At 55.8% G+C, this 25,130-nt stretch carries 17 protein-coding genes; 6 read left to right on the top strand and 11 right to left on the bottom strand.

The features are described from left to right. From AC1EK1_RS07100 to AC1EK1_RS07075, 6 genes are all read left to right on the top strand, one after another. Positions 1-489: a CYTH domain-containing protein gene (locus AC1EK1_RS07100; protein ID WP_480306413.1), complete on the top strand. Its 489-nt coding sequence runs from the start codon at positions 1-3 to the stop codon at positions 487-489. Continuing rightward, a complete protein-coding gene (locus AC1EK1_RS07095; protein ID WP_480306411.1) occupies positions 482-2,638 on the top strand; it encodes a S46 family peptidase in 2,157 nt (718 codons plus the stop codon). Before AC1EK1_RS07100 ends, AC1EK1_RS07095 begins: the two co-directional genes overlap by 8 nt. Continuing rightward, positions 2,635-4,377: a bifunctional metallophosphatase/5'-nucleotidase gene (locus tag AC1EK1_RS07090; protein WP_480306410.1), complete on the top strand. Its 1,743-nt coding sequence runs from the start codon at positions 2,635-2,637 to the stop codon at positions 4,375-4,377. The genes AC1EK1_RS07095 and AC1EK1_RS07090 overlap by 4 nt, the downstream gene beginning before the upstream one ends. A 21-nt stretch (positions 4,378-4,398) precedes the next feature. Beyond that, entirely contained in the window at positions 4,399-5,499 is a 1,101-nt protein-coding gene (locus AC1EK1_RS07085) for a mannose-1-phosphate guanylyltransferase (RefSeq protein ID WP_480306408.1), read from the top strand. 128 nt (positions 5,500-5,627) lie between these two features. Beyond that, positions 5,628-6,959, top strand: coding sequence for a DUF6198 family protein (locus tag AC1EK1_RS07080; protein WP_480306407.1), 1,332 nt, complete (start codon positions 5,628-5,630; stop codon positions 6,957-6,959). A gap of 130 nt (positions 6,960-7,089) precedes the next feature. Next, positions 7,090-9,492 (top strand): TonB-dependent receptor, encoded by a 2,403-nt coding sequence (locus AC1EK1_RS07075; protein WP_480306406.1) that lies wholly within the window; start codon positions 7,090-7,092, stop codon positions 9,490-9,492. Between the two features lie 425 nt (positions 9,493-9,917). Here the strand turns inward: AC1EK1_RS07075 and AC1EK1_RS07070 are convergent, their stop codons facing one another. From AC1EK1_RS07070 to alaS, 11 genes are all read right to left on the bottom strand, one after another. Further along, positions 9,918-11,285 carry a TolC family protein gene (locus AC1EK1_RS07070; RefSeq protein ID WP_480306404.1) on the bottom strand — a complete coding sequence of 456 codons (1,368 nt, stop codon included), beginning with the start codon at positions 11,283-11,285 and terminating at the stop codon, positions 9,918-9,920. Positions 11,286-11,292: 7 nt separating this feature from the next. Further along, positions 11,293-12,414 (bottom strand): efflux RND transporter periplasmic adaptor subunit, encoded by a 1,122-nt coding sequence (locus tag AC1EK1_RS07065; RefSeq protein WP_480306403.1) that lies wholly within the window; start codon positions 12,412-12,414, stop codon positions 11,293-11,295. A gap of 28 nt (positions 12,415-12,442) precedes the next feature. Then, on the bottom strand, positions 12,443-13,720 hold the full coding sequence (locus AC1EK1_RS07060; RefSeq protein WP_480306402.1) for an ABC transporter permease: 1,278 nt from the start codon (positions 13,718-13,720) through the stop codon (positions 12,443-12,445). Between the two features lie 9 nt (positions 13,721-13,729). After that, positions 13,730-15,016: an ABC transporter permease gene (locus AC1EK1_RS07055; protein WP_480306401.1), complete on the bottom strand. Its 1,287-nt coding sequence runs from the start codon at positions 15,014-15,016 to the stop codon at positions 13,730-13,732. A 14-nt stretch (positions 15,017-15,030) separates the two neighbouring features. Further along, the gene (locus AC1EK1_RS07050) at positions 15,031-15,699 is read right to left on the bottom strand and encodes an ABC transporter ATP-binding protein (protein WP_480306440.1); all 669 of its coding nucleotides are present in this window, start codon (positions 15,697-15,699) and stop codon (positions 15,031-15,033) included. Positions 15,700-16,063: 364 nt separating this feature from the next. After that, positions 16,064-16,822: an ABC transporter ATP-binding protein gene (locus AC1EK1_RS07045; RefSeq protein WP_480306399.1), complete on the bottom strand. Its 759-nt coding sequence runs from the start codon at positions 16,820-16,822 to the stop codon at positions 16,064-16,066. A 37-nt stretch (positions 16,823-16,859) separates the two neighbouring features. Next, positions 16,860-17,864 (bottom strand): FecCD family ABC transporter permease, encoded by a 1,005-nt coding sequence (locus AC1EK1_RS07040; RefSeq protein ID WP_480307275.1) that lies wholly within the window; start codon positions 17,862-17,864, stop codon positions 16,860-16,862. A 32-nt stretch (positions 17,865-17,896) separates the two neighbouring features. Beyond that, a complete protein-coding gene (locus AC1EK1_RS07035; protein WP_480306396.1) occupies positions 17,897-19,033 on the bottom strand; it encodes an ABC transporter substrate-binding protein in 1,137 nt (378 codons plus the stop codon). Positions 19,034-19,131: 98 nt separating this feature from the next. Continuing rightward, on the bottom strand, positions 19,132-21,378 hold the full coding sequence (locus AC1EK1_RS07030; protein WP_480306395.1) for a lamin tail domain-containing protein: 2,247 nt from the start codon (positions 21,376-21,378) through the stop codon (positions 19,132-19,134). Continuing rightward, positions 21,375-22,436, bottom strand: coding sequence for a 3-dehydroquinate synthase (locus AC1EK1_RS07025; protein WP_480306393.1), 1,062 nt, complete (start codon positions 22,434-22,436; stop codon positions 21,375-21,377). The genes AC1EK1_RS07030 and AC1EK1_RS07025 overlap by 4 nt, the downstream gene beginning before the upstream one ends. Next, positions 22,433-25,051 (bottom strand): alanine--tRNA ligase, encoded by a 2,619-nt coding sequence (gene alaS, locus AC1EK1_RS07020; protein ID WP_480306391.1) that lies wholly within the window; start codon positions 25,049-25,051, stop codon positions 22,433-22,435. Before alaS ends, AC1EK1_RS07025 begins: the two co-directional genes overlap by 4 nt. Between the last annotated feature and the right edge of the window lie 79 nt (positions 25,052-25,130).

Below are 25,130 nucleotides of genomic sequence, written 5' to 3'. Positions count from 1 at the left end.
ATGGGTATAGAGATAGAGAGACGATTTTTACTAAAAGAGGGAGTACCTCTGCCGGACTCCGACAGTATCCATCACTTCCGCCAAGGCTATCTGCTCAATAGCAAAGGACTGAGCATACGAGTGAGGGTGGTGGATCAGGACCAGGCCTTTATCACCATCAAGCATGCGTCGTCGGACCAACCGGCTGTACGCGATGAGTACGAGTACAGTATCCCTGTGGAGGATGCACTGGAGCTACTCGCACTCAGCCCCTACCACATCATCCGCAAGCAACGGCACAACATCCACCTGGATGGCATGCTGTGGGAGGTCGACTTTTTTGAAGAAGAAAATGAGGGGCTCATCCTCGCTGAGGTGGAGCTTCCCTCACTCGACACCCCCGTCAACCTACCGGAGTGGATAGGCAGGGAGATCTCCAATGACCCCAAGTACCTGAATAACAACCTCGCCCAGCACCCCTACACGACCTGGAACACCAACCATGAATAACAACCTACTGACCAAAGCCCATAGAGCCCTGACGCTACTGATCGTCTCGATCCTACTCGTCCCCATGGCACGTGCCGACGAGGGAATGTGGCTGCTCCCACTTGTCCGAAAACAAAACTATGACAAGATGCAAAAGATGGGGCTAAAGCTCCGAGCCGAACAGCTATACAACACCACCGGTGACCCTATGCTGATGGATGCCGTGGTACTCTTTGGGAGCGGATGCACCGGAGAAGTGGTCTCGCCCAACGGACTCGTGCTCACCAACCACCACTGTGGCTATGACCAAATACAGATGCACAGCACGATCGAGCACAACTACCTACGGGATGGGTTTTATGCCCCGGGATTGGCAGATGAGCTGCCCAACCCCGGACTGAAAGTCACCTTTACCGAAGAGATCATTGACCTCACGGACTACGTACAGGACTACACAGCCAAAGACGGTGAGGAGGACCTCATGGTGATCCTCTCTCAGCAGTACCTCCGGCGCATCGCCGATCGCTGGTATAGCGAGCACAGAGGTGAGGCGACAGCGGGACTCCGACTGGATCTGAAGCCTTTTTTTGAAGGCAACAAGTACTACCTCTACGTGCGACGCGAGTATCGTGATGTCCGACTGGTGGCCGCACCACCATCCGGCATAGGTAAGTTTGGAGCCGACACGGACAACTGGACCTGGCCACGACACACCGGGGATTTTTCGATCTTCAGGATCTACACCGCACCCGATGGCTCTCCCGCAGAGTATGCTCCCGAGAACGTACCACTCAAGCCCAAAAACTACCTCAAGATAGACCTCCGTGGCGTAAAACCAGATGACTTCGTCATGATCATGGGGCACCCGGGTACGACCAACCACTTCTTTACCGCTCCGGAGGTACGCCTATTTCACGACGTGGACAACGATGTGCGGATAGAGATGAGGGATATCCGCCAAAAGGTGATGCTCGAGGAGATGATGCGTGACGAGCAGACCAACATCCGCTACGCCGCCAAGTATGCCTACTCAGCCAACGGACACAAACGGGCGATAGGGTCCAACTGGGCCATCGACAAGCTCGACTTTGCCGGACGAAAACAGGCCGAAATGCAGCAGCTCCGACAGTGGGCCCTGAAAAACAAGCTACCGGTCTACATCGCAGCAATGGACAAGATAGAGGCCACCATACAGGAGATACGACCCTACCGATACACCTACAAGCTGCTCAACGAAGGGCTCATACAAGGTAGCGAACTCATACGACTGCCACGGATAAAAGACCAAGAAGAGCTGGCCAAACTACAGGCTGACGAGACACTGCTCAATAGCTGGATAGAGAATAAGTACCGACACCACTTTGACAACGACTACAGCGCCGAAGTGGACAAAAAGGTAACCAAGGCACTCCTCAAAGCCTTCAAGGAGAAAGACAAGCGCACAGGGATCTTTGATCTAATAGACGACACCGACCGATATGCAGACCTCGTCTACTCCACCACGATCTACCGAGATCCCCAACACCTCAAGTCCGCTCTACAATCCTACACCTACGAGCAGTACCTACAAGACCCGGCCGTCATGCTGGCAGAGGCCGTGCACAACGCCAACAGCGATGCCCAGGAGGCCATGCGCCCTCTGTACCGCACTCTCGCCGCAGCAAGGCACCTATACGTCCAGGGCATCATGCGTATGAAGGGGGACGAAAACCTATGGCCGGATGCCAACCTCACCCTGAGGTACACATTTGGAACCGTAAAGGGGTATTCGCCACGAGACAATGTCTACTACGGCCCGATGACCACCACTGATGGCGTACTCGAGAAGGTCGTACCGGGTGACTATGAGTTTGGGCTACAACCCAATATCGTAGACCTATTTCGGTCCCGGGACTTTGGCCGATTGGCCCGCGAGGATGGCAAGATGCCGGTCAACTTTTGTGCCACGACCCACACTACCGGTGGCAACTCCGGCAGCCCGGTGATCAATGGCGAGGGGTACTTGGTGGGGCTCAACTTTGACCGCAACTGGGAGGGGGTCGGTGGCGATATCAACTACCTACCCGACTACCAGCGTAGCATCATCTGCGACATCCGCTATGTCGTCTTTGTCCTGGATCGTGTCCTAGGCGCCGATCGCATCACCTCCGAACTGCACTGCATCCGATGAAACGACACCTCATAGCCTCAGCGGCTCTCCTCCTACTCCTCATAGGTTGCCAAGAAAAAACAAGCACCACTGTACTGGAGATCATCCAGACAACCGACGTGCATGGCAATTACTTCTCCCAAGACCTGCTCAACGACTGCCCCTCCACCGGCAGTCTGGCACGCGTACAGAGCTACGTGGCACACTACAGACTCCAAGGCGAACCCGTGGTACTGGTGGATGCTGGTGACCTCCTGCAAGGTCAGCCGGCGGCCTATTTCTACAACTACATAGACACCTTGGCTCCGCATGTCGCCATGCAGATCCTCGACTACATGCAGTACGACGCCTTCACTGTCGGCAACCACGATATAGAGACCGGGCACTCGGTCTACGACCGACTCGTACGGGAGGCCAACTTTCCCTTCCTTGCCGCCAACGCCATCCGGACCAAAAACCCCGACGACACCCTGAGCATGGTATCCTACTTCAAGCCCTACACACTGGTCACCAAGGGCGACAAAAAGGTGGCCATACTCGGTCTCATCACACCGGAGCTCGTCCATCAGTTGCCGGAAGTCCTCTGGAGTGGCATCCGCTTTGACGATCAGGTGAAGACAGCCAAGCGCTATCTGCCAGAGATCCTAGAGGCTCACCCCGACCTGATCATAGCACTCATCCACAGCGGAGCAGGACCCAAAGACCCAGCCCTACCCTATGACCCCGAGAATGTAGGCTACGCACTGGCCCGAGAGATACCCGAGCTGGACCTCGTCCTATGTGGACACGACCACCGCACCTACGTGGACTCCATCGTGCACGATGACAACCACACCACCTATCTACTCAACCCCGGACCAAACGCTGATGCCGTGGCACACGCCACCGTTGTTTTTGGCAAAAACGGTGAAAAAGCCATCCGTCCACGCATCGTCTCCATGGACACCATCGCACCACAGTCACTTTTTGTCCAAAACTTCACCCCGCATCGAAACCGCGTCCTGGACTATGTCTCAAAGCGAGTGGGGCACATCACGGAGACCATGGAGAGCCGTGGTGCCTTTTTCCGCCCCACACCTTTCGTCGACCTCATACACGAAGTACAACTCGGACTCTTCCCTCAGGCCCAAGTCTCTATCACCGCACCTCTCGCCGAAAACACATGTATCCCCAAGGGCGACCTAGTCGTGGGTGACCTCTTTCGCCTATACAAGTACGAAAATCGCGCCTACCTCATGCGACTGTCCGGCAAAGAGCTACGCGGTCACCTCGAGGAGAGCTACGACCGCCTCTACCACACCATGTCCGGACCCGACGACCCGATGCTGAAAATCAACGAAAAGAAGCGTGGCGGCCTCTATCTGCCTCTGGCGGGACCCAGCTTCAACTTTGACACAGCTGCGGGGATCATCTACTCCGTCGACCTCTCCAAACCCAGAGGCCAACGGGTGGTCATCTCCTCGATGGCAGATGGATCCGCCTTCTCAGACGACCAAACCTACCTGGTGGTACTCAACTCCTATCGAGGGAACGGTGGCGGCGGACTACTGACACAAGGCGCCGGCATCCCCACAGACTCTATCGACTCCAGGCGAGTGGCAGTATCTGAGTATGATATCCGATACTACCTCAGCGAGTATTTGAGCAAAAACGATCCCTACACCCCGCACACAGTCAGCCGGTGGCAATTTGTCCCCACACAGTGGATGCAGACCGCCATACCCCGAGACAGCGCTTTGCTCTACAAGGACTTTCACTGACCCCAAAAATAATCCCTGAGTATGATCCCCAACCAGATAGCCTACTGCGTGATCATGGCCGGAGGTGCCGGCACCCGATTCTGGCCCCTGAGCCGCGAAGACAAGCCCAAGCAGTTTTTGGACATCCTGGGCAACGGCAAATCCATGCTCCAAGAGACAGCAGACCGATTTGAGGCACTCATACCTTTTGACCACTTCATGGTCATGACCGGTGAGCGCTACGAGCCGGAGGTACTCCAGCAGTTGCCGGCCATCCAGCCCTCACAGGTACTCACCGAGCCACTGAGGCGAAACACAGCCCCACCCATCGCCTATGCCGCATACAGGATCGCCGACAGAGATCCGGATGCCATCATGGTCATCTGCCCGTCCGATCACTATATAGGCAATGAGGAGGCCTTTCACAAAACCCTCAACCAGGCCATCCACTACGTACACCAAAACAGCGTCCTCCTCACCATAGGGATACGACCCACCTACCCCGCTACCGCCTATGGATACATCGAAATGTCCGACGAAATGATCCGGCAAGGCGGTGTGGGTCCCATCAAAGCCTTCAAGGAAAAGCCCGAGGAGCAGCAAGCCAAGGAGATGCTGACCTCCGGACGATACCTCTGGAACTCCGGGATATTCGTCTGGAAAGCCGGAGACATCATCGATGCCATAGAGAAGTACCTACCCGAGGTGGCCATACATTTTGCGGAGATCGACCAGTTTTTCCAAGCCGGAGAGACCGAGTTGGTCAACCGAGCATTTGAGGCCTGCCCGGCCATCTCGATCGACTACGGTGTCATGGAAAAAGCCCAAAACGTCTACACCATGCAGGCCGACTTTGACTGGTGCGATGTCGGGACCTGGACCAGCCTGCACGACCTCGAAAAGCACACAGCCCACAAACGACACGACCCCGTACCGGCCGGACGACCCCGCATGATCTTCGACGATCGATCCACAGACACACTCATCAAGACCACCAACCCCGACAAGCAAGTGGTCGTCATCGGGCTCGACAACTATGTGGTGCTGGACACCGACGATGTCCTTTTCATCGCACCAAAAGGCGATGAAAAGGAGCTCAATAGCCTCCTCGACCACTTCTCCAAAAAGACAGACCTCCGATAGCCCGGGACCACTGCCCGAGACGGACCGTAGTCGGGTGTGTGCAAGGTGGATTCTTTCATTTATTATGACTATACTGGGTTTCTCTCGGACCAACATTTCGGATGCTGGCTGAAGCATCAAACCTTTTTATGAATACAATCCGTCAAAACAAGATGCCCCTCCGGCTGCTGATGTTTGTGCTGGGGGCCTACATCATGGGGTTGGGCGTGGCCCTATCGATCCGGTCGTCGCTGGGTACGACACCGGTGTCGTCTGTTCCGTATGTGCTGAGCCTGGCCGTACCGGCTCTGACCGTGGGGACCTTTACGATCCTGATAAATACCCTCTTTGTCCTGGCGCAATGGGCAGTCCTGCGAGAGGAGTTTGGGAGACGTCACCTATTGCAAGTGCCGGCCGGAGTCTTCTATGGTCTCTTCACGGACCTAAACCTCTGGCTCCTCTCGGGACTACTGCCCGTCCACTACCTGGGACAATTGCTACTGGCACTGCTGAGCTGTGCTGTGATGGCCGTCGGGGTCTTCCTGACCGTCCGCTCCGGCGTGACCTGCATGCCGGCTGAGGGGCTTACGCTAGCCATCTCCCGCACTTTCCGCCTCGCTTTTGGCAAGACCAAGACCGGATTCGACTCCGCACTCACCGCCACAGCCGTACTCCTTTCGCTCATCTTCGTCGGGGGCATCCAGGCTGTCCGCGAGGGCACCCTGCTCTCCGCACTGCTCGTGGGCAACATCATCGCATGGATCCAGCGCAACACCGCCTTTGTCGACCGAGCACTCGCCTCAGAGGAGGAGCAGATGGCCGTCGTGTCCACTGCGGACGACTCGGCGGTGGCTTCCGGCAACTTTGTCCTCACCATTGCCCGTGAGTACGGCAGCGGAGGCCATGAGATCGGGCAGCGACTCGCCGAAGTACTGGGCCTGCCTCTCTACGATAGTGAGCTGATCGACCTGACAGCGGAAAAGTCGGGCTTTACCAAAGAATACGTGGCCGAAAACGAGCAGAGACTGCGGACGAGCCTTTTCGATAAGTTCTACCGTGAAAACTACGCCTACGTCAACGAGGAGGATCCGCCCGAGGACATTCTCTTCATGGTCCAGACACAGGTAATCCGCGACCTGGTCCAAAAAGGACCCTGTGTGATCGTGGGACGTGCCGCCGACTATATCCTCAAGGGCTATCCGGGGTTGTTTAGTGTCTTTGTGCATGCCGAGGCCAACTTTAGGCGAGAGCGAGCGATCCACAGGTACGGTATACCCGAGGGCGAAGCGTCTGCCCTGATCAATCAACGAAACCGTGAACGCGCCTACTACAGCAAGCACTATACCGGGCGCAACTGGTCCGATGCACTCAACTACGACCTCGTCATAGCCTCCGACCGATACGGTATCCCGGCCTCTGTGGAGCTGATCCTTGAGGCACTGCGGAGCTGTGGCAAAGTGACCACCGCCACCGCCAAATAGTAGTAGCCTTTATTCGGATCAGACTTGGAGGTCAGAGACAGAGTAAAGGAGTTAAACCTGTCGTTTTGCCCCCATAATTGAGTCGTTTTTGTACCTTTGCGATGCCATTCAACAACGCACTCAAGGAACTATGCGACACCTCATTAGACTCTTCTTACTGCTCACTCCTATTCTTGCCTCATCGACTCAGCTGAGGGCTCAAGCACCATTCACCCAAGAGGTGCGTGGAGAGATCGTCTCCGCACTACCCGGCGACACAATCATCGGAGCCACGGTCGTGCGGCGTGGGAGCAACCCACCCATAGGCACGGTTACCGGTGTGGACCAAAAGTTTTCGCTCCGGCTGCCTGTTGGCCGCAACGCTTTATTGGTCAGTTGCGTAGGATATGAGTCGCAGGATGTGGAGCTACTCGTCGTAGCCGGCAAGCAGAGTGTCCTCCGGATAGTCCTGACACCCACAGAGACCAAGCTCGGAGAGGTAGTCGTCACAGCCCCATACGACAAGAGTGTCCCCACCAATCGGCTTAGCCTGGCCGGAGCACGTAGCTTCAGCGTCGAGGAGGCGTACCGCTTTGCCGGCTCGCTGGGTGATCCGGCTCGCATGGTCCGTAGCTTTGCCGGCATCATGCCCGTCAACGACTCTCGCAACGACATCATCATTCGCGGCAACTCGCCTACCGGAGTGCAGTGGCTGCTGGATGGTATCGAGATCAGCAACCCCAACCACTTCAATACCGGCGTCGGCATGACCGGTGGGCAGGTGAGCTATCTGAATACCAATCTGCTGACCAACTCGGACTTTCACCTGAGCGCTTGGCCGGCGACCTATGGCAATGCCCTCTCGGGAATCTTTGACCTAGAGCTACGCCGTGGCAATCCGGAGCGACAAGAGTTTTGGTTACAGTCAGGCTTTGGGGGCCTGGAGCTCGGGGCCGAGGGCTACCTGCGCAAGGGCAGTCAATCCTCCTACCTAGCCTCCTATCGCTACTCCATCCCTGATATCATGCACGCCATGGGGGTCAGGATGCCCTTCGTCCCGCGCTATCAGGACTTCACGACGAAACTTCACTTTGACTTGGGCCATGGGCAGACCCTCTCCTTCGTCGGTCTGTTCAGCAAGAGTCACATACACTTTGCGACCAATGAGCTGGGAGAGGGGAGCGACTACGACAAGCTCTCCTTCGCACAGCGCATAGCGATCAATTCGACAGCCTACGTAGCCGGGCTGACACACGAGGTGCAGTTTTCGCCTCGCACAGCTCTCCGCACACAGCTCTCCTTTGTACGCTCGGATACCGGCATGCCGGTGGACACCATGAGCCTCCGGAGAGACCCCTCAGATACGTGGCACCTCCTATGGGCGGAGGCCGCACTGGAAAATAGGTGGACCTTACGCTCGGAGCTCACGTGGCACCCCACTCGTGAGGGATTGGTGGTGGCGGGGATCAAAGGCGACCTCTTTGGCGCACACTACTTGGAGCAAGTGGCCGACAGCAAGTTTGCTCGCGGAGTGAAGACGCTTACCGAGGAGCGCCCGCACTATGGCATGGTGCGCACCTACGGACAGTATCGCCGGCATATAGGAGACCACTGGACCGCCACCATGGGAGTGCATGGTATGTATCTCTCGATCAATCATCGCTACACCGTCGAGCCCCGTATGGGCCTACAATACCGGCCGGATCGCTCGCACACCATAGGACTTGCAGCCGGGCTCTACAGCCAGATACTCCCGCACTCCTTTTACTTCATACGCCACTACAGCCCCAAAGGTATCGAATACCGCAACCAAAAGGTCGACTTCACCCGCAGTGCCCAGATGGATCTCTACTACGACTGGGCTTTTGCACCCGACTGGCATGCCAAGATAGAGGGCTACTATCAGGAGCTGTACCGAGTGCCGGTAGTCAATGACCCAAACTCTATATGGACACTCCTGGAGCTCGGAGGTGCCGGACAAAACTACCTAGAGCGCCAGAGCAACCTGGTCAACAAAGGACGGGGTCGAAACTATGGTGTGGAGCTCACGGTGGAGAAGTTTTTCGGTGACAACTACTACCTCCTCCTCAACACATCACTCTACAGATCCACCTATACCACCGGATTCCGAAAAGAGTGGTGGAGCACCCTCTTCGATGGCCGCTACCTGATCAACCTCACCGGTGGGTATGAGTGGGAGCTACCCCGTCACTGGGCTCTCTTTGCAGACCTCAAAGCGTCATGTGCCGGAGGGACCCGCTACACGCCCATACGAATAACCACCGACAAGGAGGGGCGAGAGGTACCGGGACTCGACACGACCCAAGTCAATGCCCACCAAGCCAAGTCCTACCTCCGTGCGGACCTAAAGATAGGCACTCGCCGGATAAGCCGGCGCATCACCCAAGAGTGGGCACTGGACCTACAAAACGTGACCAACCGCAAAAACGTCATGTCCATCCTATTTGATCCCGGCAAGGGCGACTACTCGACAATGTACACACAGGGCCTGACACCGATGATGACCTACAAGCTCTTCTTCTCCGTGCGCTAAAGAGGAGCGCTCGATCCCCCCAAAAGACTTGAGGAGCGATATTTCCCCGACTGTGGCGGGCAAAAAGACAAAGGGTGAGCTTTCGTCCGAAAGCTCACCCTTTGTAAATTGAGCCTACCCACTTTCACCGCAACACACCAACTCCAAAAACTCAACGAGCGGGGGCGAAAAGTCCTCCCCATGTAGATCCAAACTTTTTTCTCCGGTCGAAAAAGTCCAAATCACACTGTGATTTATTCAGATCACTATGTGATTTATTCAAATCACTGAGTGGTTTCTTCAAATCACACAGTGATTTTATCTTTTTCTCCGACACACGTACCTTTTTCTCCGACACGGTCGTTTTTTTCCCATTTGCTTCTCAAAAAAAAGCCCCCCTTCTTTGCTTGGTCCGAATGATGGGGAAAAAGGGTGTGGTATGAGGATTAGTCGGCTAATACCTCGGAGAAGTCTAGTCGGCCGGTATAGAAGTATCGGAGGGTGATGCTCCTGAGCAACCTCGTGTAGACGGACGTGGCGTACTGTATTTGTGCCTGTATGTGTTTGTTTTTGGCCTGCTCCCACTCGTAGGTTGTGATCTTGCCGGCTCGGTACTCCAGGTCTGCGATATTGAGTGCTTGGCGTGTGAGGTTGAGGTTTTCGGCCGATAGGGTACACTGCCCTTGTGCTTTTTGGAGGTCGGACTCGGCTAGGAGTATGTTTTGCTCGTCTTGGTAGGATTTTTGGATGTACTGTGTCCGGAGGTTCATTTGTAGGAGCTTGGCTTGTCGTACCTGTCCTTGGAGCTGTCCTCTGTTGTAGATGGGGATGGTGAGTGAGAGTCCGACGTAGGTTCGTCCATTTTGGCGGAGTTGGTCGGCAAAGGGGATGTTGGTGCTTGTGAGGAGGTGGGTGCCAAAGTTGTAGTAGTAGCCGTTGGAGTATCCGGCGTTGAGCGAGAGTGCTGGCCAGTAGGCTGCTTTGGCACGCTTGATGTCGTAGTCGGCTAGGTTGGCGTTGAGCTCGGCTAGTCGTGTATCGGGTCGTACCCATAGTGGGTCTCGCCGGCAGGTGGAGAGTTGGTCGTTGTGGGTGGCTACTTGGTCGATGGCGTACTGTGGTGTGGTGAGGGTGGTGGCACGATCGGTGACGCCCATTCCCAGAAGGAGTAGGCGCATGGCTCGCTCGGCATCGGCCTCGGCCTCGGCTAGTGTGAGTCGTGCTTGTCCGACTTGGCTCTGTACCTGAATACGGTTGGAGACGGGTAGCTTGCCTGCGGTGACCTGCCGCTCTGTCTCGTGGAGCTGTTGTTCGGAGAGGGTGAGGTTTTCTTTTGCCACTGTGACCATCTGCCTTGCGAGGAGTAGGGTGATGTAGTCTTGGGTGGTCTTGAGTGCGATGTTGTCCTTGGTGTCGGCGATGAGGTAGTCTGTGGTCTTGAGGGTCTCTTTGGCTTTTTTCAGGCTCCACCACCTGGCACCGCCTTGTATGAGGTCCAGCTGTGCCGAGATGGATAGGGAGGTGTTGGTGTTGGAGAGGTCACGGAAGACGCCATCCTTGCCCTGCGATCTGCCGAAGGAAGCATTTTGTCCAAGTCCGGCGTTGAGGTTGGGCAAAAAGGCTTGCGTGGCGAGAGCTTCGTTTAGTCGCATGCTCTCGATTTTGGGGTCGAGTGATAGGAGCAGTGGGCTGTGTGCCTGTGCATAGTCGACGCACTCCACGAGGGTCATGGTGGGCTTGAGCTCCTGGGCCGATAGGGATGCCGGTACAAGGAGGAGCGCTAGGAGGAGTAGGGTGTGGGTGGCTGGTCTCATGGTCGGCTTATTTTTTGATGCTGAGTAGGTTTCCACGGAGCTTTTCTGTGCCACTCAGTCCGGATAGGACTTCGATTTTTAGTCCATCGGAGAGGCCGACTTGGATGGCATGCTTGGTGAAGCTACTGTCGGTGTTGCCTCCATTGGAGAGGTAGACGTAGGCTTGGTCGCCCTCGTAGGAGATGGCACTCTCGGGGATGGTCAGGACGTCTGTGCGACGGTCTAGCTCCACTTCGGCGTTGCACGAAAATCCGGCTTTGAGGTCGCTGAGGTCACCGGCTTGTAGGGCCGCCTTGACCTCAAATAGTATGGTGCCGGTGGTCTCTTTGCCTTTGGGAGAGACGTACTCTACGATTGCGGGATAGGTCCGGCCGGTGATGGCGCCTACCTTGAGGCGGACTTGAGCTCCTACCTGTACTTTGTTGACATCGCTTTCGTTGACATTGCCGACAAAAAGGAGGTCGTTTAGGTCGGCAATGCTCACGATGGTGGTGCCTTCGTTGAAGTTGTTGGCCTGGATGACACTGGATCCGACTTTCACGGGTTGATCCAGGATGACCCCACTCACTGTGGCGCGGACGAGGGTGTTGTTTTGGTTGGCGGTGCGGTTGCTGGATCCTTTGCTGGCCAGCTGTAGTTGCTCCTGTGCTGTGACGAGGTCGATGACCGCACGGTCGTAGGCTCCTTTGCTCTGCTCGTAGCGCTCTGCGGAGAGGATGTTTTGGGCCATCAGCAGGCTGTCGCGGCGGTAGACATCGTATGCTGTGCGGAGCGCCACTCGCGCACTCTCGACTCGTGAAGCTACGTTTTGGACGGAGGCTACGTCCGGGATCATACGTATGCGTGCTATCAGATCCCCCTCGCGGACCATATCGCCCGGTAGGTGCAGCAGCTCAGCCACGATACCGCTCATCTGTGGCTTGACAAGCACTTCGTCTCGAGGCTGGATATTGCCGGTCAGGATGGTGCTGTGAATGATGCTGTCACCCGGTGTGGGGCTCAGTAGCTCGTACTCGTTTTCTTTTTTCTTGGACTTGGAGAGGACCAGCCCGAGTATGCCGATGGCCACTAAGCCGACGAGGCATCGGAGGAGGATGGAGATTACTTTGCTTTTGCTATTCTTTGCCATAGCTTTTGGGGGGATATTTTGGGGATTATTATTCGTCTCTTATGGCGTCTATTGCCTTGATTTTTAGTGCTTGGTGTACCGGTAGCAGTCCGGCCAGCAGTCCGGATAGCAGCATGATGATGACCGAGAGCACCATCATGAGTGGCGACGGGTATGGGGCTTGGATGAAGTTTCCCAGCTGTGTCGCATCAGCCAGGGCCCCGATCCCGAGGTTCAGGGTCAGCGCCACAAGCATTCCCGCTGATCCGGCAAGGAGGATGATGAGGATGGACTCGAGCATGAATTGCCAGCGGATATCCGACGGCTTGGCACCGATGGCGCGCCGCACTCCGATCTCGCGCTGTCGCTCTCTGACTGTGACGAGGAGGATATTGGACACAGAGATTACTCCAGAGAAGAGCGTGCCCAGTGCGACTACCCAGACTAGGACATTGATGACGTTGACCACCATCTCAAAGATACGAGTGATCATCTGCATACTCACCGTCACAAAGGCCTTTTTGTCCTCCGGATGCACATGGTGGCGGGCGGAGAGGAGGGTGATCATCTGATCGGCGGCAGCATCCGGAGTCACACCGGGCTTGCGGACAAATGGGAACAGGCAGGCGGCGTTGGGGGAGTTGTTGACTGCAAAGACAAGGGGTACCAAGGTGACGTACTTGAGGTTGAATCCGATATTTGCGGCATCGGAGTAGGGTGTCATCACCCCAACGATCCTAAAAGCGATACCGGATATGATCATGTACTGCCCCACTGCCTCCTCGTAGGTGTCAAAGAACTTCACACTGGTGTTTGTCCCGATGACGCAGATGTTTTCGCCTCTGTCGATCTCGTCGGGATGCATGTATCGGCCGGCTACCACGATGGCTTGGAGGATATTGGGTATGTAGCCGGCGGACACCCCTTGGACGTTTTCTTCTTGGCTCTTGCCATTGGCTATTACGCGTGTCGTGTTTGAGTCCACTCTGCCTCCAAATCCGGCTGTCCCCTCTATTTTGTCGATAAGGGTCGCTTGCTTCTTTAGGGCGAGAAAGTCGCCATAGGTGGTCGTGATCTGCCGATTGGCTTTGTAGCCTTGGTAGGGCATTGTGGTGCGAGAGCCAAAAATCATCTGCATCTCGGACGAACTGGTCTCCAGATTGGCTCTGATGGAGTTTTCGATCCCCTGCCCAATGCCGGTCAGGAAGGTGAAGAAAAACATCCCCGCAAAGACCCCCAGGCTTGTCATCAGTGTGCGACGCTTATTGGCACGGATCGTGTACCAGATCTCCTGACGTACTTCGTGATTCAAAAACCGCTTCATCATGTTGCCCGCTTACTTATCCCTCATAGCCACCACTGCAGGTATCCGGACCGCCTTCTTGGCCGGCCCATAGCCGGCCCACAATCCGGCAACGACCAGTACGCACAGAGCACCGAGAGCCATCCCGGGGCTGACCTGAGGGTCCCTAAAGATCGTGATCTGCGTCGTGTTGTCCAGGCCCATCATTATCGGTCGTGAGGCCCAGCCGTGCCGAGCGACCATGTCACCGATGATATCCACCGACAGGTAGCCAATCCCTATGCCGATCACTCCGAAAAAGAGTGACAAGAGCAGGCTCTCGCTGAGGACCAGCGTGAGGATATCCCTCGGGCGAGCGCCTATTGCCTTGCGGATGCCGATCTCGCGACGACGCTCCTCGACCGTGACACTCATGATATTGGTCACTCCTATCGTGCCTATCGACAAGCTCCCCACACCCATCACCCAGAGTAGGATCTTGAGGCCGACAAAAGCCTTTGCCATCGCATTCTCCGCACTTGACGTACTCCTGACAGTCACTGCCAGGTCGTCCTGTGGATCCACGGTCAGCATACGGCGCACATCCGCTTTGAGCTCCTCCTCACACTGGGCCAGCAGCTCCTGATCCCTCGTGACAGGGTAGAGGTTCAGCATCTTGTACTTCAGGACATCGTTTGGGAAAAGGGCGACAAACGTGTTGTATGGAATCTTCATCATCCCCATGTAGGGGTTGCTATACTCCAGTGTCCCCACGACCCGAAACGACACCCCCCACACGATCACACTCTGCCCTATCGGGTCCTGCCCCGACACAAACAGTCGCGACACCTCATAGTCCGGCAAAAGGCACACTCGCTCTGCCTGCTCATGCTCCCGAGGCGTAAAGAGTCGCCCCGAAAGCAACCTCTCTTGGTTGAACATCTGCTCACGCGCCGTGATGGTCCCGATCATCATCCCCGACTCTCCATAGGCGGTGCTGACCATGTTGCCTATTTTCTGAAAACAGGGCTCTATCGCTCTGTAGCGAGCCGCCTGTCCGGACTGCAGCTGCCGCACCTGTCGGGACGAGAGGTACAGATCCCGCCCATCCTGGTACCCGCCGTAGGGGCGATTGGCGTTGTTGAGATAGAGAGACATCTGCACATCCCCCAGCCCTGTCGAGTAGGCCGTGTGGGTGATACCCTTCTCGATCCCGTCGCCCACGCCCAAGAGCACGATGAGCAGAGTAATGCCCCAGGCTATCGTCGAGCCGGTGAGGAGGGTCCGGAGGACGTTGTTGTGTAGGGAGTTGATCAGCTCTTGAAAAAAAGGCACTCTCATCCTCATCCTCCTCCTTATCGGACGATCAGTCCGTCCTTGATGTGTATCGTGCGCTCGCAGCACTCAGCCACCGCCGGCTCGTGCGTGACGATGAGCATGGTCACGCCCTCCTCATTCACCTGCCTCAGCAGATTCATCACCTCTATGGTGGTCGTGCTGTCCAGGGCTCCGGTGGGCTCATCGGCAAGGAGTATGGTCGGCTTGGTGATCAGTGCTCTTGCCAGGGAGACTCTCTGCTTTTGTCCGCCCGACAGCTCATTGGGGAGGTGCTCCTTCCAGTCCAGAAGCCCCACTTTGTCCAGATACTCCTCTGCCAGCTTGTTGCGCACTTTGTGGGAGACCCCTCGGTAGTAGAGTGGCAGAGCCACATTTTCTAGGGCGTTCTTGAAGCTGATGAGATTAAACGACTGAAACACAAACCCAATGTGCCTCCCCCGCATCTCGGCCGCACTGTTTTCGTCCAAATCCCGAATCAGCTTGCCACTCAGGTGATAGGAGCCTGCATCATACGTGTCGAGTATCCCGAGGATATTGAGGAGCGTACTCTTGCCCGATCCACTGGCCCCCATCAGAGCCACCATCTCCCCATTGTCTATGCGCAGTGAGACCCCCTTGAGGACATGCAGAGACTGCACTCCGGGGTAGGTCTTGTGTAGATCATTGATCTCGATTACCGGATTCATAGCTATCATAATGTTGGTCACCACTGTGCACACCGTACAAGGTGGACACTCATAGAGTCGCCGATACGGGACACACCGCAAACTCGGCATCTACAAAGATAGTTTTTTTCAAGGGGAAAAAACGACCGTGTCGGAGAAAAAGGTACGTGTGTCGGAGAAAAAGATAAAATCACTGTGTGATTTGAAGAAACCACTTAGTGATTTGAATAAATCACATAGTGATCTGAATAAATCACAGTGTGATTTGGACTTTTTCGGCCGGAGGAAAAAGTTTGGATCTACATGGGGAGGACTTTTCGCCCCCGCTCGTTGAGTTTTTCCTATTTGTCCGTACCGAGATGGCCGGGGAGCAGTCCTTTTTTGCCTACTTGAAGTAGAGGCGGGCGGTCCGGCTGTCAAAGCGCACATTGGGGCCCTCAAAGAGCCGATCCACCAGGCCGGACTCGGCCATATCGGGGGTGGGTAGGTGGTAAAGCTCAGGGGGCGACAAGAGTAGGATCGAGTCGCAGAGCTGAAAGGCAATGTCCAGCTCATGGGTGCTGAAGATAATGAGCCTCTGCTGTCGGTGTGCTATCTCACGTAGCAGGAGAGCAATCTCGTAGCGATTGGGGAGGTCCAAAAAGGCGGTAGGCTCGTCCAGCAAAATCACCGGTGTATCTTGGGCCAAGGCTCGTGCGATCATCACTCTCTGCAGCTCTCCATCACTCATGGTCGCCAGGGTGTGTCTCTCGTGTCCGGACATGCCGGTGAGTCGCAGTGCTTCGTCCACTTTTTCTCGATCGTTCTCCTTTAGCGTTCCCATCCAGTCGGTATAGGGGGATCGTCCGAGTGCGACCAGGTCAGTGGCCGTCATGAGGGGGTCTCGTACCCTTTTGGTATTGACCACACTGATCAGCAATGCACGCTCATGAGGCGAGAGCTCTGCGGTATCTTGCCCATCCAGTGTGATGCATCCACCAAGCAATGGGAGTGCCCCGGAGATATGGCGGAGCAGGGTACTCTTGCCGGCCGCATTGCGCCCAAGGAGTGCGGTGAGTGAGCCGGAGGAGAGGTTCGCTGAGGCGGTGGGGACAAGCGGATGCCCCGGGTAGCCGACTGTGATCTGATCGAGGTGGAGCTGCATGGTGTCTTTTTGGAAGGAGGGAGAGAGGGGTGGTGGGTCAGCGGTAGTTGAGCTGCTTGAGTATCACTCCGAGTATGATCGGCACCCCTAGGAGTGCCGTGACAGAGTTGATCGGGATCAAGAAGAGCTTTGCCAGCGTATTGCACAGGAGCATGGCGCAGCTGCCGAGGAGTGCTGTCGCCGGTAGCAGTACCCGATGATCCGCACTCCGCACGAGGTAGCGTGCCACGTGAGGGACGGCCAGTCCGATGAAGCCTATCGGACCACAAAAGGCGGTGACCGCACCAGTCATCAGAGCGGTACTGCCTAGGATGAGGAGTCGGCTGCGACGGATATTGAGCCCCATACTCTCGGCATAGTAGTCCCCGAGGAGTAGGAGGTTGAGCGACTTGATGGAGGCAATCGTGGTGCCGACACCGAGGAGTAGGATCGGCAACATCACAGAGAGCTGAGTGCGAGTCACCCCACCGAGAGAGCCCAGGCTCCAGAGGGTAAAGAGTCGCAACTGCTCTGCCGAGGAGTAGTATTGGAGGATTTGGATCACAGAGGAGACCACATAGCTGAGCATCACCCCAATGATCAGCACCCCAAATATATTGCCAATCCGCCGGCTGAGGGTCAAGATCAGTAGCACCACAGCCAGTGCACCCAAAAAGCCCGACCCCAGTACCCCTAGGCTGCTGATAGGCAACCCCAGCAACGGCACCCCGAGAACAAAAAGGGCCACTCCCAGCCCAGTACCACTGCTTACTCCCAGTATGTAGGGATCTGCCAGGGGATTTTGAAAGACCGTCTGCATCATCAGCCCACAGAACGGAAGGGCAATCCCTATCAGCACCGCCACCACCGTCCGTGTCCCCCGGACGGAGAGCAGGATATGCCGGAGTGTGGGGTCGCCATCCGTACAGAGTGCGCGCGCAAGCTCCCACGGGGTGCACAGGCGATCACCGACCATCAAGTCCACGAGTGTCAGCAGGACAAGTGCCAGTACCAAGAGAGGGAATAAAAAGCGAAAACGAGACTTTGGGTCCAAAACAGCCACGGGATCAAAAGAGAGAGAAGGGGGGCAAAAAGCTACTTTACCGCAATCTGCCGGTAGTACACCGGCTTGTGCTCGACAAGGCCCGGATGAAAGATCGAGACCAGGTCGGAGAGAATCACATCCGGCTCCACAGGGCCGGTCTCGAAGTAGGCATTGCCACCGGCGGCATTGGAGATACGATTATTGTTGTAGAGGTGGTCCTCACGTATCGACTTGATATTGGAGGCGTGCTCGCGCAAGGTCGCCGGCAACTCCTCATAGCGGGTCAGCATACCAAGATGCAACCAGTAGTCTGCCTCCTGCAGATACTCCAGTGCTGTCTCCATACCTATCCGCAACATCACTCCACGCTCCTCACGCCCGTAGAAGGGGCTACTCCCGGCATCGGTGAGGAGCGTTGTCTGAAACGAAGCCATCGGTGGCAACTGCCAGACATCATTGTAGGGGAGGTTGAGCATCACAGAGGGACGGTGGTCTGCTCGACTAGCCAGGTCTTTCACAGCCTGATACCTGCGACAGACCTCCTCTTGGTAGGTCATGGCGGCGGCCCGACGATCCATCAACTCCCCGACGACAACGATCCACTCACACTTACCCAGAGGATGCTCCTCCAGGTACTCGCCAAAGTAGATGTACGGGATACCCAGCTCATCGAGCTTGTCCGTGACTACTGTATTGGCACTCTCCAGACCATAGAGTAGCACCACATCCGGCTTGAGGCTCAGCAGTAGCTCATAGTCCGGTACAGTGCCAATGTCTCGCACCCCATGCGCAGGATCGCTGATGTAGGGATTGGTCACGTAGGGCAATCCACTGACCCCCACCACACGATCCGCCAGCCCCAAGCGATCCAGCATACCTATGTAGCTAGAGCTCAGTACCACGATACGCTGAGGATCTGCAGGGACGACACACCCCTTAAAACCACGGGGAGGCTCCTCGTCTCCGCGTTGCACAAAGACATCTCTCACCTCATCCGTGGCTCCCTGCCAAGGATTTTTGGACCGAATGATGGTGCCGGAGTAGCCATCCAACCCATATAGCTCAAAGCCCGAAGCATACTCCGGAGTGTAGAGTGGGGTCAGGAGATCATCATAGGCTCTGACCTCCTCTCGGCAAGAGACCAAGAGAGGGAGCAAGGCAAAAAGAAGGGATAGATAATGCTTCATAAACAGTCGATACGTGTCGTTGGGTGCAACAAATCTACCATATATCTAGTGTTTTTTTGGAAAAAACGTCGGTTGGCTTTTCCTGACCGGCAGTCTACTCAGATGCCGGAGACATGCATCCACTTGTCGGTGTAGTCGATGGGTGCCAGCCCTTCTCGCGGAGGGGCTATGGTGACTCGGATAATGTACAGCAGTGTGGGGAGTGGCGCAGTATTGGCCATAAGGTGGTGGAGGAGCTCTGTGGCTTGTTTTTGGCGTACTGTGAGGATCGGAATCCCTGTGGTGTGGTAGAGATCTATGGTGAGGAGATCGGAGTACTTGGTCGCATAGTATAGAAGGCGGCCGGGGGTGAGTGCTTGGCTCTCGGGCCAGTCGGCGGCCGTGCTGTCATCGGTATCCAGTGGGTGGTTACGTACCCCGGGAGTACCGCCTTGTGCGGATCGTGACCAGGATTTTTGTTGCCGCCCATCGGTGTCGGGTGCCAGTCGCTCCAGCGAGTGGTGGCTGCGCTCTCCCGAGGTGGCTCCCAGCCACTGACGGCGGTAGATGGCTTCGTCAACGACAACCCCACCTCTGTGGCTGACAAGTGTCAGCTCGGTGTAGGTGGGGCTGAGTGATGGGAAGTCGATTCGCTCGATATAGGTTTTGGGGTCGGTCTGCTCGTGTATGCGGGGTAGTGCATCGGGGTAGGGACAGAGGACGACATAAGCACCCGGTGCAAGTGGAGTGGGCTGGGTGACGAGGAGCCAACTCTTGGGAGCGGCTGTGGGGGTATTTCGGTAGGTGAGGTAGAGATCGCTGAGATTGAGCTCGGTATCGGAGTTGTTGTAGAGCTCAATGTATTTTTCGCCTGTCGGCTCGGGGGAGAGCATCAGTTCGTTGATGATGACCGATTGTTTTTGGATCGGCTTGTGGGCTCTCATGGTCGATGGAGAGCCTGGGGTACCGCCTTGTGGCGCGTCGGATCGTCTCCACTCTGCCGGACGCATGCTCACTCGCTCTACCGAGGCACCACCGACGGGTAGTCCCACTCCGTAGAGTGCGGAGGAGAAGTGGACATGGTCGAGTATACAACCATCGGAGAGGGCCTCGAGGCTGAGGTCGAACCTTGCTCCGGCGAGGGCCGGAAAGTCGGGCATCGGGACCTGCACGCCTTGGGCAAATATCGCCGACCCCATAGGATAGAGGAGTGCGTAGCTGTATGGGGCAAGTGCCACGGCCGGAAGTCGGTAAGTACGTCGCTTGTACTGCAGGCGTAGGGCACCGAGGGAGATGGTCTCGGGGGTGGCATTGTATAGCTCGATGTAGGCTGTGCCGGCCAGTGGCCCAGTGGTGGGTGGATCGGCCATGATCTCGGTGATGAAGATACCGGGGGCCTGGGGTCGGTTTTGCTCCTGTGGGTCGTCGGACTCGGCCTCAAAATCTAGCGTGATGGTGTGCGGTGTGCCGTGGAGATCAAGTAGATTTTCGACCCGTACAGCGTACCGCATCCCTTGGGCAAAGGCAAAAGGAAGAGTGAGGATGATCTCATCGGAGGATTGGCCCAGGGTGATGGATGCAGCTGTACCACTGACCGTGGCCACTGCCTGATCCACTCGTACCACTCGGTCGAGACGCAGGCAGATACGCCCTTCGTCATAGATCTTTAGGTCGGTATAGGTGAGCTCGGGTGTCTCCTTGCCGAGAGTGGTCTCCACTCTCGGTAGGATCCAGCTGTACTTGAGCTTCTTTTTGGCAGAGAAGCGTGTACGGAGGGTCATGATGGTCATGATCTCCTCATCTGCTATAGTGGTGATCGGATCGGCGGTGAATGTGGTGCCATTCGGCTGGATGGCAGAGACCCTGAGGCCGTCGTGTGCGGTGTAGAGTGCTTGTATCGTGAGAGCACCCCAGGTGGTTAGTCGGTCGTCCAAGGGTAGGGTGGCCAGGATGGTCCGGTCGGTAAAAGTCCTCCGCTCCGCATCTGTGGTGTAGCGAGTGAGTAAGAGGCCGGATCCTCGTATGGCGGGCTCTAGGGAGTAGGCGTAGAGGGTACCGAGGTGCTTTTGGAAAAAGAGGGTCCAAACAAAGGTGTTGACAGTGGTGGGCAGGGCATCAAACCGGGTCTGCATCTCCCAGTATAGGAGGCCGGATGGGCTTTTTTGGTAGGGTTTGGAGATGGTTGCGACACCTGCTTGGTCATCGTTACGATAGCTCAGCAGTCCGTTGCTCTCACGAAAGAACCCCACGTCACCCTCCCATCCCTGACCGCTCCAGTCGCCGGCTCTCAGACTCCTCTCCTGGCCAAGTGCCGAAGCTATGGTGCATAGTACGAAGAGTACGAAAGTGGCTAGGCGATGGGTCATATACGCATCAAGTCCTTGTAAAAGTCCAAGCCTTCATTCCATAGTTTGCGCCCTACACCTGCTCCGTACAGGGGTGCGCCAAAGTCTTTGAGTAGCGTGCAGGTGACTTGACCTTTGGGGTTGGTGAGGTTCTTTTTGTCCTGAAGCGCATGTGCCCAGAGGCGATCGTAGTCGTCGCAACTAAAGTGAACCGGAGCGATAAAACTCTGTACCCACTCTCCCAAACGTAGGAGGTGCCCCTGCGGGAAGCCCTCCAATACGTATGAGAAATATCCCTCTATGACCAGACCAGCCGCAACAGCCCGACCATGGGAGATCGGTCGCCCGTCCGCCAATGCCAGCCCCTCCAGTGCATGGCCTACTGTGTGCCCTAGATTGAGGTACTGACGCACCGACCGATCGTAGGGGTCTTGCTCCACCAAGCTCTGCTTGTACTCAATGCACCGGCGTACCATCTCATAGAGATCGGCATCCGCTGAGAAGAGAGCTGCGGGGTCTTTGGAAAAAAGACAATAGCACTTGATAGCTTCGGCCAATCCCTCCTGGAATAGGTGACGTGGCTCCCGCACCAGCTCAACACACCCAAAAACCACCTCAGGTGGGTAAAAGGTACCAAGTAAGTTTTTGATATTTTGATCTGAGGATTGCATCGGCAGATCCACCCCACACTTGCCCCCTACGGAGGCATCGATGAGTGCAAGGAGTGTCGTCGGGATGAAGGCCAAGCGACAACCACGCTTGTAGTTGGCGGCCACAAAGCCACAGATATCGGTCACTGTCCCGCCACCAATGGCAAGCAGTAGATCGTTGCGACAGATACCACGGCTCGCCATACTAAGCCAAATACGATGAGCACTCCGGAGATCCTTGTACTCCTCACCTGCTCCTAGGACTAGGTCTACAGGAAACTCCGGCAGAAGGGACTGGGTATTTTCGTCGGCGACAACAAATACCCGGATACCTTGCTCCTTTTGGATGAGAGTAATGTAGTCGCTTACCTCACGAGTCAGTTCGTGTCGAGTCTTTCGTAGCTTATAGTCCGTCGGAGGAGTGGTCATATCAACTCTTTTATCCGGCTCAGGGCATCATGGATCCCGGCCGGATTTTTGCCTCCTGCTGTGGCAAAGCCCGGTTGTCCACCGCCACCACCTTGTATGTACTTGGCGGCTTCACGGACAAGGTTACCGGCATTGAGCCCTTTTTGGACCAAGCTGTCGCTGAGTAGGAGGGTGAGCGTTGCTTTGGGTCCCTCTACCGATCCGGCCAAGAAGGCCATATCCTCCTCGGGATGCAGTGCCTTTAGGGCAAAGGCAATATCCTTGGCCAGAGCCGGTGTCATGTTTTCAGTCGGGGCAAAGAGTAGGATACCGTGGTGGTTTTCGGGCTGGGTGCTGAGTCGCTCTATGAGTTGTTTCTTGCGGAGATCTTCAGCTTCTTTGAGGCTCTTTTTCAGTTCATTGTTTTCGTCGATCAGCTTGCGTACTGCGGCTTCGGTATTGTTGCCGGTCAGCAGACTCCTGATCGCCATGAGCTCATCCTCACGACTGTACAGATACTCCTCGGCACCACGCGCAGTCACAGCCTGTATACGACGGATCCCTGCCGCAATAGATCCCTCGCTGATAATCCTGAAAGTACCGATCATTCCGGTGGATGGTATGTGCGTGCCACCACAGAGCTCGACCGAATCCCCGTACTTGATGACCCTCACTTCCTCTCCATACTTCTCACCAAACAGTGCCATAGCTCCCATCTTCTTGGCTTGGGCTATCGGCACTTCTCTAAACTCCTCTTGGCGGTAGTCGGCACGGATCATCTCCGTCACCAGCTCCTCCACTCGGCGGATCTCCTCAGGTGTCAGCTTGGAGTAGTGGGAGAAGTCAAAGCGAAGCTCAGTAGGCGATACATATGAGCCTTTTTGTTCCACATGATCACCCAATACCCGTCGTAGAGCCAAGTGCAACAAGTGGGTGCAGGAGTGATTGGCCTCGGTCGCCAGGCGTTTGTCGAGATCAATCGTTGCCCTAAAGGCTTGCGAAGGATCGTTCGGCAACTTGTTGACCACACAGATCGGTAGGTTATTTTCGCGGATGGTATCCACTACATGGATTTCTTCTCCATCCTCTAGTCCGGTCAGCACTCCGGTGTCGCCCACCTGACCACCCATCTCGGCATAGAATGGGCTATTCTCTAGGACCAGCTGATAAGCGACCTTATTGTTTTTCTTGACCTGTCGGTAGCGCAGGATGGCGGTATCTGCCTCGGACTGATCGTAGCCGACGAAGAGTGTCTCACCCTCCTGCAGCTGTACCCAGTCTGTGGCATCAATGTGTGCGGCATTGCGGGCGCGTTCTTTTTGTTGGCGCATCTCCGCCTCGAATCCCTCCAGATCAGCTGTCAGCCCTTGTTCGCTGAGGATCAGCTCGGTCAGGTCGGCCGGAAATCCGTAGGTGTCGTACAGCTCAAAGATCACACGACCATCAAGCCTGCTCTTACCCTCTGCTTTTAGCTCGGCTATATGGCCATGGAGCATCTGTATACCGGTGGCCAGTGTCCGCAAAAAGGTTGCCTCCTCTTGCTTGATGACCCTGGAGATAATCTCCTCCTGGGCTCGTAGCTCGGGATACGCATCGCCCATAGACTCGATCAAGGTCGGTACCAAGCGGTACATGAAGGGTTCTTTCTGACCCAAGAATGTATAGCCATACCGAACAGCACGACGCAAGATACGTCGGATCACGTACCCTGCCTTGGCATTGGATGGCAACTGTCCATCGGTGATCGAAAACGCAATCGTACGGATATGGTCGGCCACCACACGCATAGCGACATCCACCTCCTCCACTTTGCCATACTCCATGCCACTCAGCTGTGCCACCTTGTGGATCAGTGGCTGAAAGACATCCGTGTCATAGTTGCTTGTCTTTCCTTGCAGAGCCATACAGAGTCGTTCCAGACCCATACCGGTATCTATCACACGATTGGGGAGGGGTTGCAGGCTACCATCTGCCAAGCGATTGTACTGCATGAATACGAGATTCCAGATCTCTATCACTTGGGGGTGATCCTTATTGACCAATGTCCGGCCATCCACTTTCTTTCGCTCGCTATCCGGACGAATATCCACATGGATCTCCGAGCAGGGGCCACATGGGCCGGTCTCACCCATTTCCCAAAAGTTGTCATGCTTGTTACCATCGATGATTCGGTCCTCCGAGAGTACCTTGCGCCAGTGGTTGCCGGCCTCGACATCACGCTCCAGGCCCTCCGACGGCGCACCCTCGAATATCGTGACATACAGGCGATCCTTGGGGATCTCATACACCTCTGTCAGCAGCTCCCAAGCCCACGGGATGATCTCTGCCTTGAAGTAGTCCCCAAAAGACCAGTTGCCCAGCATCTCAAACATAGTGTGGTGGTACGTATCCTTGCCGACCTCCTCTAGGTCATTGTGCTTACCACTCACACGGAGACACTTCTGGCTATCCGCGATCCTGGAGTACTTGATCGGCGCATTGCCGAGGATGATGTCCTTAAATTGGTTCATCCCTGCGTTCGTAAACATCAGGGTAGGATCATCCTTGATCACCATAGGAGCCGAGGGGATGATGTGGTGTCCTCGTGCTTCAAAAAAATCCAAGTACGCCTGGCGTATCTCTTTTACCGTCTTCATATTCGCTTGTTTGTTTCTTTCCTATATGCCACCCTCCAAACCCTATTTGGCAAAATTACTCATTTGTCTCAAGATACGC

The organism is Porphyromonas sp. C0026D3 (assembly GCF_056590775.1).
The sequence above is the reverse complement of the archived record's forward strand: the minus strand, read 5'-3'. Positions and strand labels throughout refer to the sequence as shown.

Coding starts and splice junctions, on each gene's coding strand:
- AC1EK1_RS07100 (WP_480306413.1), top strand. CDS start 1: ATGGGTATAGAGATAGAGAGACGATTTTTACTAAAAGAGGGAGTACCT.
- AC1EK1_RS07095 (WP_480306411.1), top strand. CDS start 482: ATGAATAACAACCTACTGACCAAAGCCCATAGAGCCCTGACGCTACTG.
- AC1EK1_RS07090 (WP_480306410.1), top strand. CDS start 2,635: ATGAAACGACACCTCATAGCCTCAGCGGCTCTCCTCCTACTCCTCATA.
- AC1EK1_RS07085 (WP_480306408.1), top strand. CDS start 4,399: ATGATCCCCAACCAGATAGCCTACTGCGTGATCATGGCCGGAGGTGCC.
- AC1EK1_RS07080 (WP_480306407.1), top strand. CDS start 5,628: ATGAATACAATCCGTCAAAACAAGATGCCCCTCCGGCTGCTGATGTTT.
- AC1EK1_RS07075 (WP_480306406.1), top strand. CDS start 7,090: ATGCGACACCTCATTAGACTCTTCTTACTGCTCACTCCTATTCTTGCC.
- AC1EK1_RS07070 (WP_480306404.1), bottom strand. CDS start 11,285: ATGAGACCAGCCACCCACACCCTACTCCTCCTAGCGCTCCTCCTTGTA.
- AC1EK1_RS07065 (WP_480306403.1), bottom strand. CDS start 12,414: ATGGCAAAGAATAGCAAAAGCAAAGTAATCTCCATCCTCCTCCGATGC.
- AC1EK1_RS07060 (WP_480306402.1), bottom strand. CDS start 13,720: ATGATGAAGCGGTTTTTGAATCACGAAGTACGTCAGGAGATCTGGTAC.
- AC1EK1_RS07055 (WP_480306401.1), bottom strand. CDS start 15,016: ATGAGAGTGCCTTTTTTTCAAGAGCTGATCAACTCCCTACACAACAAC.
- AC1EK1_RS07050 (WP_480306440.1), bottom strand. CDS start 15,699: ATGAATCCGGTAATCGAGATCAATGATCTACACAAGACCTACCCCGGA.
- AC1EK1_RS07045 (WP_480306399.1), bottom strand. CDS start 16,822: ATGCAGCTCCACCTCGATCAGATCACAGTCGGCTACCCGGGGCATCCG.
- AC1EK1_RS07035 (WP_480306396.1), bottom strand. CDS start 19,033: ATGAAGCATTATCTATCCCTTCTTTTTGCCTTGCTCCCTCTCTTGGTC.
- AC1EK1_RS07030 (WP_480306395.1), bottom strand. CDS start 21,378: ATGACCCATCGCCTAGCCACTTTCGTACTCTTCGTACTATGCACCATA.
- AC1EK1_RS07025 (WP_480306393.1), bottom strand. CDS start 22,436: ATGACCACTCCTCCGACGGACTATAAGCTACGAAAGACTCGACACGAA.
- alaS (WP_480306391.1), bottom strand. CDS start 25,051: ATGAAGACGGTAAAAGAGATACGCCAGGCGTACTTGGATTTTTTTGAA.